General features: G+C 67.7%; 7 protein-coding genes, 1 pseudogene and 1 riboswitch. Of the genes and pseudogenes, 1 reads left to right on the top strand and 7 read right to left on the bottom strand.

Annotated elements, in window-relative coordinates; genetic code table 11:
* Positions 1-72 precede the first annotated feature (72 nt).
* The 3 genes from AQJ54_RS25105 to AQJ54_RS25095 are packed head-to-tail and all read right to left on the bottom strand — an operon-like array spanning position 73 to position 3,780.
* Positions 73-1,113 carry an ABC transporter permease gene (locus AQJ54_RS25105; protein WP_062026226.1) on the bottom strand — a complete coding sequence of 347 codons (1,041 nt, stop codon included), beginning with the start codon at positions 1,111-1,113 and terminating at the stop codon, positions 73-75.
* Positions 1,106-2,668: a sugar ABC transporter ATP-binding protein gene (locus AQJ54_RS25100; protein ID WP_062241106.1), complete on the bottom strand. Its 1,563-nt coding sequence runs from the start codon at positions 2,666-2,668 to the stop codon at positions 1,106-1,108. The genes AQJ54_RS25105 and AQJ54_RS25100 overlap by 8 nt, the downstream gene beginning before the upstream one ends.
* 47 nt (positions 2,669-2,715) lie before the next feature.
* Complete coding sequence (locus AQJ54_RS25095; RefSeq protein WP_062026228.1) at positions 2,716-3,780, bottom strand: sugar ABC transporter substrate-binding protein; 1,065 nt, start codon at positions 3,778-3,780, stop codon at positions 2,716-2,718.
* Between the two features lie 540 nt (positions 3,781-4,320).
* On the opposite strand from AQJ54_RS25095, the gene AQJ54_RS25090 reads away from it, so the two are divergent.
* A complete protein-coding gene (locus tag AQJ54_RS25090) occupies positions 4,321-6,258 on the top strand; it encodes an alpha-L-fucosidase (protein WP_062241104.1) in 1,938 nt (645 codons plus the stop codon).
* A gap of 220 nt (positions 6,259-6,478) precedes the next feature.
* Here the strand turns inward: AQJ54_RS25090 and AQJ54_RS25085 are convergent, their stop codons facing one another.
* The 4 genes and pseudogenes from AQJ54_RS25085 to AQJ54_RS43795 all read right to left on the bottom strand — a co-directional run.
* The gene (locus tag AQJ54_RS25085; protein ID WP_030316404.1) at positions 6,479-6,952 is read right to left on the bottom strand and encodes a C40 family peptidase; all 474 of its coding nucleotides are present in this window, start codon (positions 6,950-6,952) and stop codon (positions 6,479-6,481) included.
* 3 nt (positions 6,953-6,955) lie between these two features.
* A riboswitch (cyclic di-AMP (ydaO/yuaA leader) is annotated at positions 6,956-7,135 on the bottom strand.
* A gap of 332 nt (positions 7,136-7,467) precedes the next feature.
* Positions 7,468-7,773, bottom strand: a complete 306-nt coding sequence (locus tag AQJ54_RS25080) for a hypothetical protein (protein WP_030316406.1) — start codon at positions 7,771-7,773, stop codon at positions 7,468-7,470.
* 7 nt (positions 7,774-7,780) lie between these two features.
* Positions 7,781-8,416, bottom strand: coding sequence for an ATP-dependent Clp protease proteolytic subunit (locus AQJ54_RS25075; RefSeq protein ID WP_062241102.1), 636 nt, complete (start codon positions 8,414-8,416; stop codon positions 7,781-7,783).
* Between the two features lie 1,299 nt (positions 8,417-9,715).
* Positions 9,716-10,262: pseudogene (locus AQJ54_RS43795) on the bottom strand (IS5 family transposase); the annotation flags it as partial.
* Positions 10,263-10,291 lie beyond the last annotated feature (29 nt).

The following is a 10,291-nucleotide window of genomic DNA, read 5'->3' as shown; positions in this document are numbered from 1 at the left end:
AAGGGGGGATCGGGCCCCCTTGCTACGAGACGTGAACGCGGCGGAGGTCGGGCGGCATGCGGGCCGCCCGGGTCATTCCTGGACCTTGCCGCCGGTGATGCGGGAGATGGCCAGGGCGACCAGGATGATCAGGCCGTTGAGGGCGCCGATCCACTGGGCCGGCACACCTGCCAGAGTCAGCACGTTCTGGATCATGAACAGCAGGAGGATGCCGCAGAACGCGCCGAACATGGTGCCCTTGCCGCCGTTGAGGCTGATGCCTCCGATGACGGCGGCGGCGAAGACGGTGAAGATGTAGCCGTTGCCCTGGGCGGAGGCGACCGAGGCCAGGCGCCCGGAGAGCAGCAGTCCGGCGAGGGCGGCGAGCACGCTGCCGGTGACGATGACGATCCACAGCACCCGGTCGGTGCGGATGCCGGCCGCCTTCGCGGCGTCGACGTTGCCGCCGATGGCGTACAGGGAGCGGCCGAAGCTGGTCCAGCCGAGCACCACGATCGCGGCGGCGAACAGGATCAGGCAGATCCAGATGGAGGCGGGCATGCCGAACCACTCGGCGGTGCCGGGGTAGAGCATCGACTGCGGCAGCTGGAAGAAGGTCTGGCCTCCGGAGATGCCGGTGAGGATGCCGCGCAGCACGATCAGCATGCCGAGCGTGACGATGAAGCCGTTGAGGCCGAAGCGAATGATCAGCAGGGAGTTGATCACGCCGACCAGCACGCCCACGGCCAGGGTGACCGGGATCGCCCAGCCGCCGGGCAGCAGGCCGAGTCCGTGGCCCGCGCCGGTCGGCACCACCAGCCAGGCGGCGACACCCGGGGCGAGGCCCATGGTGGACTCCAGGGACAGGTCCATCTTCTTGACGATCAGGATCATCGTCTGGGCGAGGACCAGCAGCGCCATCTCGGACATCGTCTGCAGGACGTTGATGAGGTTGTCCGCCTGGAGGAAGACCGGGTTGACGATCTGTCCGACCACCGCGATGACGACGATCGCGGGGACCAGGGCGAGGTCGCGCAGCCGGGCCAGGGGAATCCGGCCGCCGAGCAGCGCGGTCCGCTTGAGCTTGGGTTCCACGGCCTGGGCGGCGGTGTCCGCGAGGACGGTTTCAGGCATTGAGGTCCACTCCTTCCATCGCGGCCACGAGGTCGTGGTCGTGCCAGCCGCGGGCTATCTCTGTCGTCACTCGGCCCTGGAACATCACCAGGACCCGGTCGCACATGCGCAGGTCGTCGAGCTCGTCGGAGGCGATGAGCACTCCGGTGCCGGTCTGCGCGGTCTCCTCGACCTTGCCGAGGAGGAACTCCTTGGACCGCACGTCGACACCGGCGGTCGGGTTGATCAGGACCAGCAGCCGGGGGTCGTCGGCCAGGGCGCGGGCCATGACGACCTTCTGCTGGTTGCCGCCGGAGAGCGCGGAGACGGGCAGGTCGGGGCCCGGCGTCTTGATCGCCAGGTGCTCGATCATGCCCTCGGCGAGCCGGTCGCGCCGCCCGCGGTTGAGGAAGCCGTTCTTCCCGAGTCGCTTCGGCACGGACAGGGTCGCGTTGTCGGCGATCGACATGTCGGGGACGAACCCCTGATGGTGCCGGTCCTGCGGCACGAACCCGGCGCCGGCGGCCAGCGCGGCGGGCACACTGCCCGGCCTCGGCCGCCTCCCGGCGATCTCCACCCCACCGCCGTCCGCGGCCCGCAGACCCACGACGGTCTCGGCGACCTCGGTACGGCCGCTGCCCGCGGCTCCGGCCAGACCCACGATCTCACCGGCGCCGATCCGGAAGGTGACGTCCTCGAAGGCCTCGCTGTTCAGGCCCGTCACGGCGAGAGCCGCCGTGGCCTTGGCGTCGAGGGTGCTCGCGCGTTCCTCGAGCCGGTCCGCCGCCGCCTCACCGGTCATGGCGGCGACCAGTTCGGTGCGGGGCAGCTCCGCGACCGGGGCGGTCACGATGTGGCGGGCGTCGCGGAACACCGTCACCATGTCGCAGATCTCGTAGACCTCCTGCAGGTGGTGACTGATGAACAGGAAGGTCACGCCCTGCCGTTGCAGGTCACGGATGCGGTCGAAGAGCCGGTTGATCGCCGCCGCGTCGAGCTGTGCGGTCGGCTCGTCGAGGATGATGAACCGGGCTCCGAAGGAGAGCGCCCGGGCGATTTCCACGAACTGCCGCTGTTCGACGCTCAGATCACCGGCCGGGGCCTGCGGATCGACGTCCACCGACCAGGTCGTGAGCAACTCCTGCGCCCGGCGGCGCACCCCAGGCCAGCTGATCAGCCGGCCCCGGCCGTGGTGGTGCCGGTTCAGGAAGAGGTTCTCGGCGACGGTCAGCGTGGGAATGATCGTCGACTTCTGGTAGACGCAGGCCACGCGCTGTCGCCATGCGTCACGTTCGCTGAGCCGGGGTGCGGGTTCGCCGCCGAAGGTGACCGTGCCCTCGTCCGGGGCGTGCAGGCCCGTCAGGACGGAGACCAGGGTCGACTTGCCGGCCCCGTTGCGGCCGACGAGCGCGTGGGTCTCGCCGGGCCTGATGGTGATCCTGGCGCCGTTCAGGGCCACCGTCGGACCGAATCGTTTGACTATGCCCGCCGCCTCGACGACGGGCGGGGCTGCGGGGGCCCGCCCGTCGTTCGCCGGAGCGGGCGCGGGGGTGACTGCTCGCTCCCCGTCGCTCATCTCAACCGCCTTGTTCTTGTGAGCCGTTGGGTGCCTGAGGGGACGGGTCAGCCGAGGTTGTTGCCCCACAGCGACTTGTCGTCGCTCTTCACGCTGGGCACGCCGCCGTAGGTGCCGCCGTCGGCGGTGACCAGCGGGGCGGACAGCTGGTCCTCGAGGACGCCGTCGCGGACCTGGATGATGGTGCTGTCGTGGTCGGTCTTGCCCGGCTTGAACGTCTTGCCGTCGATCGCGGCCTTCAGGTAGTAGAGGGCGTACTTGGCGTAGAGGTCCGCGGGCTGGGAGACCGTGGCGTCGATCTTGCCGGCGGCGATGTCCTTGAGCTCCTCGGGGATGCCGTCGTTGGACACGATGAAGACGTGCTTCTTGTCCTTCGGGTCGACCAGCAGACCCTTCTGCTTGAGCACCTGGAGCGTGCCGGCGAGGGCGAAGCTGGACTCCATGTAGACGCCCTTGATGTCCGGGTTGGCCGTCAGGTCGGTCTGGAGCTTCTGCGCGGCGACCGCGCCGTCCCAGTTGGTGGCCTCGCCGAACACCTTGATGCCGGGGTAGTTCTTCTTCATGCAGTCGTTGAACGCCTCGGTGCGGTCACGGCCGTTGATGGAGTCGAGGCCGCCCTCCAGCATGACGACCTTGCCCTTGCCGCCGAGCTTGGTGCCGAGGAACTGGCAGGCCTTCTCGCCGTAGGCGCGGTTGTCGGCCCGCACCACCATGTAGACGTTGCCGCTGTCGGGGCGGGTGTCCACGGTGACGACGGGGATCTTCTTCGCCGCCAGCTGGGCCAGCGTGGGCGCGATGGCCGCGGTGTCCTGCGGGGCCATCGCGAGGCCCTTGACGCCCTGGCTGATGAACGTCTGGGCGTTCGCGGTCAGCTTCGCCACGTCGTTCTGCGAGTTGGTCGTCTTCAGGTCCAGGCCCAGCTCCTTGGCGTACTGGGGCGTGTACTTGATGTACGAGTTCCAGAAGTCGGTGTCGGAGCGCGGGTAGTCGACGCCCACGAGCGGCTTGCCGCTCGACGAGGCGGTGGTGCCCGAGCTGCCGCTGCAGGCGCTGAGCAGCGTCAGTGCGCAGACGACGGAGGCGGTGGTGCTGAGAGCGGTTCTGAGTCTCATCGGTGTATTCCTCGCGCTGGTCCCGTAGCGGGAGACGTTTCGCCGGTGCAACTTCTGCATGTCGCCCCCGGAGAGATGGGATGTTTATAGACACCGATGGGCGGCGCTGTCTAGATGGCAGCGGAAAGTTCGCTGAACAAAGGAGACGTAACGGTGGAGAGGGTGCTCTTCGGGCCCCGCTTGGCGATCTATCCATCCCATGGCTGATGCATATCCGTGATGCGCAGCCCCTTGCGATCCCACCTTTTGAGTGCTGGTGAGCGGTGCTGCGCCCTGCATCTGTGAAGACATGGCATGTCTGCGCGGAAATTAATCCTTCTCAATCGGGACAAAAGCCGCATCCTGTCCGGTCCTTGAGTACATTCATCCGCTCGCCTGTTGACATACGGCGGTCACGTCACCGAACTTCGTGCGTAACATTCGGCGCCCTCAGCCCCTGCGAAGGCCGCGCCAGGAGCGCAAGGGGCGGCACTTTCGAACGTCCGCCCCGACCGCCTCGCCTCCGACGTCTCAGAGCCACCCGAAGCCGGGAGTACCCCCATGCCGTCAGGAAGAATTTCCCGCCGTACCCTGCTGGGCGCCGCGGGCGCCGCCGTTGCCGCGAGCGCGCTGCCCGTGCTCCCCGGCGCCTCCCGCCTCCTGCCCCAGGCGGCCGCCGCGGACATGCAGACCAATCTGAGCAACCTGGTGAACATGCGCTTCGGCATGTTCAACCACTTCAACATGGGCACGTTCACCAACGAGGAGTGGGCCAGCCCGAACCAGGACCCCACCCGCTTCGCGCCCACGGCGGTCAACTGCGACCAGTGGGCGGCCGCCGCGGTCGCCGCGCAGATGAAGTACGGGGTGCTGACCACGAAGCACCACGACGGGTTCTGCCTGTGGCCCACCGCCTACAACAAGTACAACGTCGCCTACAGCTCCTACAAGCAGGACATCGTCAAGCAGTACGTGGACGCCTTCCGGGCCCGGAACCTGAAGGTCGGCCTGTACTTCTCCATCTGGGACCGCACCCGTCCCGTACAGGCCTACGGCGGCCACGTCACCGACACCACCCAGGCCATCCAGCCCGGTGACCTCACCTACATCCTCGGCCAGATCACCGAACTGCTCAGCAACTACGGCACCATCGACATGTTCATCACGGACGGCTACGCCTGGCAGATGGGCCAGCAGGCCGTCCCCTACCAGCGCATCAGGGAACACGTGAAGTCCCTGCAGCCCGACATCGTGATGATCGACCACGGTGGGCTGTCGGTCCCCTTCCTCGGGGACGCCATCTACTTCGAGGAGCCCCTCGGCATCACCTCACCGACGGGCAACACCTATGCCTCGCTGCAGGGCCAGACGATCAGCAACGGGTGGTTCTGGCACCCGTCGACCCCCACCGAGTCGCTGCTGAGCCAGCAGAGCATCCTGTCCCACCTGGGGGACCTGGAGCCCAAGTACACCTCGTTCATCCTGAACTGCCCGCCCAACCGCAACGGTGTGCTGGACAACAACATCGTCCAGCGGCTCACCGACGTCGGCAACGCCTGGGGCGGCCCCAACTCCGGCCGGGCGCCCCTGCCCACCCAGATGCTGCGCGTCGAACACCCGGTCACCCCCGTGGCCGCCTACGCGACCGCGTTCCACACCGGTGAAGGCCCCATGAACGCCATCGACGGCTTCAGTGACAAGGGCGTCGAGACCTGCTGGTCCACCTGGAGCCTGTCACTGCCGCAGAGCATCACCATCGACCTCGGCGGCGTGTGGAGCAACATCTCCAGCCTGGAGTACCTGCCCAAGCAGTGGAACCGCAGCAACAGCACCGACGGCGACATCACCGCCTGCACCATCTCCACCAGCACCGACGGTGTCACCTTCACCCAGGCCGCCACCGCCTCCTGGACCGGCGACCGCACCACCAAGATCGTCGAGTGGCCGGCCCGCAACGCCGCCTTCGTCCGCATCCAGGTCACCGCCGCGACCGGCGGCTACGCCAACATCGGCAACCTGCGCATCGGCGGCCGCACCGCCACGCCCGCCCAGGTCTCCCCCCTCTTCCCCGGCGACGGCACCGTGTACCGTCTCGTCGCCCGGCACAGCGGCAAGGCCGCCGACGTCTCCGGAGGCAAGACCGCCAACAACACCCCCGTCATCCAGTGGCCCTGGCAGAACCACTCCAACCAGAAGTGGACCATCGTCGCGGCCGACAACGGCTACTACAAGATCCGCAACGTCAACAGCGGCACGCTCATGGAAATCGGCGGGCTCTCCCGTGCGAACGGCGGCACAGCCGACATCTGGAGCGACGCCACCGCCCCGCAGCAGCACTGGGCCATCACTCCCACCGGCGACGGTTACTACCTGCTCACCAACCGGTTCAGCGGCCTGTCCCTCAACGTCGACAGCGGCTCCACCGCCGACGGAGCCGCCGTCAACCAGTGGAGCTACACCAGCCTCGCCCAGCAGCAGTGGCAGATCGTCCCCTCCTGACCAGAGCAAGAGCCTGCACCCGGTGCGCACAGGCGCCGGGTGCAGGCTCTTTTCCGGCCGCGGGGCCCGGTTGTGCCACAGGCCGACGGCCGCCCGGCGCCACGGCAGGAATGCCGCGCACTCGGTGGGTTCCGGGAGCCCCTGGGCGTGCAGGCGACAGAGGTTCCGGGAGTCCCGGGGGACCGGCGGCAGGTCAGGGCGCCGCCGGCCCCCCGGGGCGTCACTTGACCCGGCCGTACCAGACACTCTTCGTCCAGATCTTCTGCAGTCGCACCACGTCCCCGGTCTTGGGGGCGTGCCAGATCTTTCCCTTCCCGGCGTAGATGCCGACGTGGTAGACGTTCGAGCCCGAGTGGAAGAACACCAGGTCACCGGCCTTGCGGCTGCCGGCCTTGATGTGGCGGGTCTTGTTGTACTGCTGGGCCGCCGTGCGCGGGAGCTTCTTGCCCACCTTCTTGAACGAGTACTGCGTCAGCCCTGAGCAGTCGAAGCGGCGGGGTCCCGTGGCGCCGTACTTGTACGGCGAGCCCTTCTTGGAGGCCGCGACCTTGAGTGCCTTCGTCGCCGGCGTCGCGGCGGCGGCGTCGGCTGCGACACCCGGAACCACGACGGAGCCGCCCACGGCGGCCATGGCGAAGGCCGAGACCGTACCGGCCCGGACCATCAGCGACGGGACACGATTGAGCGCAGTCATGCGCAACCCTTCGTCAGCCGCCTGTGAAGGATGACCTGTCGGATTCGGGCTGGCGAAGTTGCCCGGCCGCTGACGCGGCTTCACCCCAAGGGCTGCTCGGCCCGGTCATGGCGTGACCGTCCCGGCGACCCGTCGTGCTTGGGTCCTCCACTCCTGCCGATCCACTTCTGTCGACCTGTCATCCGCGCGGCGGCAGGACTCGGCGTCCGCCCGGATCGCCCCGCCGCTGCGGCGGGGTCTTGTCGTCAGACAGGGATCTTGGCGTACGGAAGTGCGAAAAACCCAACGCAACCGTGGATTTGTGTTGTTACTCACCACTCACTCGTTTGGGTGAACACCCCTTCGAACGCAGGCGTGTCGAGGGCCAGAGGAGCCCCCGACCTGCACAGAAACCTCTCATTCCACTCCCGTGTCAGGCGTGTTGCGCACCTCTGACGGGCGTGAAAAAGGAGCCGCGCCTCCTCCAACAGGGGGTACGTCGTTTGGTCCGTTTCGACTCAGCTCCGGACGCCTCGTCAACTGTCGGCGGCGGGCGGCACGGTGACCCGAGCCGTACGCCGCTCGCCGTCCAGGACCCGCAGCGCCCGGGCCAGCGTCGCGGCGTGCAGCTCGCGCTCACCGCGCGCGTGCATCAGGACCAGCGCGTCGCGCAGCTCGGCCGCCCTGCTCACCAGGGCCTGCGCCGCGCGCAGTCCGCCGTAGGTGTCCTCGTGCCGCGCCGGGTTGATCCGGCCCAGGAGGTCGACCACGTCGAGATAACGGTCGATCAGCTCGCCCTCCGCGCGCGTGAGCGCGGGCAGCGGTGGCAGGTCGGGGACCATCCGCGGCTCACCTCGCGCCCGGCGTGGTGAGCGAGGACCTGCGGTTCGGGACGATCGCGTCCACCAGGCCGTGGTCCAGGGCGCCCTGCGCGTCCAGGACCGTGTCCCGCTCGATGTCCGCGCTCACCTGTTCGGCAGTGCGCCCGGTGTGCCGCACCAGCAGCTCCTCCAGACGGGCCCGCACCCGGAGCAACTCGTCCGCCTGGATGGCCAGGTCGCTCGCCTGCCCCCGCACCGGCTCGGTCAGGGCGGGCTGGTGGATCACCACCCGGGCGCCGGGGAGGACGGAGCGCTTGCCCGGGGTGCCGGCCGCCAGCAGCACCGCCGCGGAGGAGCCGGCCTGGCCGAGGCAGGTCGTCGCCACGTCGCAACCGACGTATTGCATCGTGTCGTAGATCGCCGACATCGCGCTGAACGAGCCGCCGGGGGAGTTGATGTACAGCGCGATGTCGCGGTCCGGGGCCTGGTGTTCGAGGTACATGAACTGCGCCATCACGTCGTTCGCCGAGATGTCGTCGATCGGCGTCCCGAGGAAGACGATCCGCTCCTCCAGGAGCTTCGAGTACGGATCCATCGTCTTGCGGCCGGCGCTCGTGCGCTCGTGGAACTCGGGCAGGACGTGACGGGCGGTCGGTCGGGTCATGGCGTACCCCTCCTCACGGCAGGCTGTCTGTAAAAAATGTACAGGACGTACGTGACGTTATGATGGGGGCGGATTCTAATGATCAAGCTAAGTGCGCAGGCCAGACGGGCTTTTTCCTCATTGTTAAGGCTCTTTTCTTACATTCCTGTCACCGCTTGACGGGGGCGTCCATGGTCAGCCTGGTCCACCATCATGTTGCGACTCGCTGCCGTATCGCCGAGGTCAGCACCTTGGACGACGGTGCCCCTGCCGAAAACCTCATCCGTATTGGTAGGAGGCGGCGTGCCGGGAACTGCGGGAACATGACCGACCGTTCGCTGCGACGGACGTATGTCGCCGCGGCCCTGCTGTGCGACCGACTCGGTGAGCATGCAGGCTCTGAGAGGGGGGACTGACTGACTGAATCCTCGACCGGGGCATAGTGTGGTTCGAAGACCCACGTGATCACCGGGCGGAACAGGTTCGACCTCGCGATCCCGACGGACAAGGGGCAGACCGGAGGGGGCGCATTTCCCGAACTCATTGAGGATCCTGGATGGCTTCCTGCTCGAACACCCGGCTCAGGCCCTTTCCGCAGATCAGTACCTGACGCTGTAGGGGACCATTACTCGTGGGGGGACGCACGGGTGAAGCCGGCGCAATCGAGTGCGGGCAAAGAAGCCGGACCCCCTGGAAGGAGATGGCTCCGGCCCGCAGGTTTACGGTACCGGTGACCATGCCGAAGCCGTGGCGTTGAGTAGGGTGCCACGCGCGTGCATCGGAGTGTCGTGCGGTCCCCAGTCCTCGTCGGCGAGGGGCTCGGGATCGCGTAGGTGATGCTTCCGGTGACCGCCCTGCCATGGTGGCTAGGAAGGCGTTCAGTGGCTGCAGCCAATCGCTGGTGGCCACTATGAGATGCAGAGGCTCCCCGCCGTCGCCGAGCCGTCTCCCGCCACCGCTTCCTCCTCGTACCCGAAGGTCAGGGGGCACTTCGGCACCCCCTACTTCCCACGCCTCCTCCGTGGGCTGCGTAACCGTCTACCCGAATAGGTCGAGCTCTGCCTGCCCGGCGATGTGGCGCCGGAGGTGGCTGAACATGCCGATGTCATCGTGCTTGTCGAGCTGTAGTTCCGCCCACGGACGAGCGGACGTCATGAAGCGGGTGCTCGGTGATGGCAGGCGCGCGTCCGTGGGCGGCGAAAGAACGAGCCGTGCGAGGGGCAATTCGCGGGCCAGGGAAGGGGCAGGGCCACCGGCTTCGGCCCACGGCCGTAATGGTGACGCGCGCCATCTTGCGACTATGCAACCGTTTTGGTGCATCTGCGGCTTGAAGTGCCGGCCGCGACAGGGGTCGTGTTGCGTTTGGTGGCCCTCGACCATGGGCTTCAGCCCTTCGCTGTCGTGGACGTTGCCGGCCGAGACACCGACAACGAGGGGCAGGCTGTTTGCGTCCGACAAGATGTGCATCTTGGAACCCGGCTTGCCCCGGTTCGCGGGGCTTGGACCTGTGTGTTCGCCCCCTTTTTAGCGCGGACGTGCACGGTGTCCAGGACGAGGCGGTGACATCGACGAGGCCGGCGTCGTCCAGTCGGTGCAGGACAGCCTCGTGCAGCCGGCTCCAGACACCGGCTGTGGACCAGATCAGGAACAGTCGGTGAGCCGTCGACTTCGATATCCCGAAGCACGGCGGCAAGTCGCGCCAGGCGCATCCCCTCACCAGGACGTAGACGATCGCCGCAAACAACGTCTCCTCGGGCGTGTCGTGCGTTCCGCCGCCCTGCAACCGCACCCTGGACGGAGCGACCAACGGCTTCGCGATCTCCCACACCCCGTCCGGAGCGATCCAACTCCAGTGTCCTTGCCCCATGTTGAGGCCAGCGACCGCCTCACCACAGA

This window comes from Streptomyces griseorubiginosus (assembly GCF_001514195.1).
GTDB classification, from domain to species: domain Bacteria; phylum Actinomycetota; class Actinomycetes; order Streptomycetales; family Streptomycetaceae; genus Streptomyces; species Streptomyces griseorubiginosus.
Note: the sequence above shows the minus strand (reverse complement) of the source record. Positions and strands in the feature narration are given on the sequence as shown.

Coding starts and splice junctions, on each gene's coding strand:
- AQJ54_RS25105 (WP_062026226.1), bottom strand. CDS start 1,113: ATGCCTGAAACCGTCCTCGCGGACACCGCCGCCCAGGCCGTGGAACCC.
- AQJ54_RS25100 (WP_062241106.1), bottom strand. CDS start 2,668: ATGAGCGACGGGGAGCGAGCAGTCACCCCCGCGCCCGCTCCGGCGAAC.
- AQJ54_RS25095 (WP_062026228.1), bottom strand. CDS start 3,780: ATGAGACTCAGAACCGCTCTCAGCACCACCGCCTCCGTCGTCTGCGCA.
- AQJ54_RS25090 (WP_062241104.1), top strand. CDS start 4,321: ATGCCGTCAGGAAGAATTTCCCGCCGTACCCTGCTGGGCGCCGCGGGC.
- AQJ54_RS25085 (WP_030316404.1), bottom strand. CDS start 6,952: ATGACTGCGCTCAATCGTGTCCCGTCGCTGATGGTCCGGGCCGGTACG.
- AQJ54_RS25080 (WP_030316406.1), bottom strand. CDS start 7,773: ATGGTCCCCGACCTGCCACCGCTGCCCGCGCTCACGCGCGCGGAGGGC.
- AQJ54_RS25075 (WP_062241102.1), bottom strand. CDS start 8,416: ATGACCCGACCGACCGCCCGTCACGTCCTGCCCGAGTTCCACGAGCGC.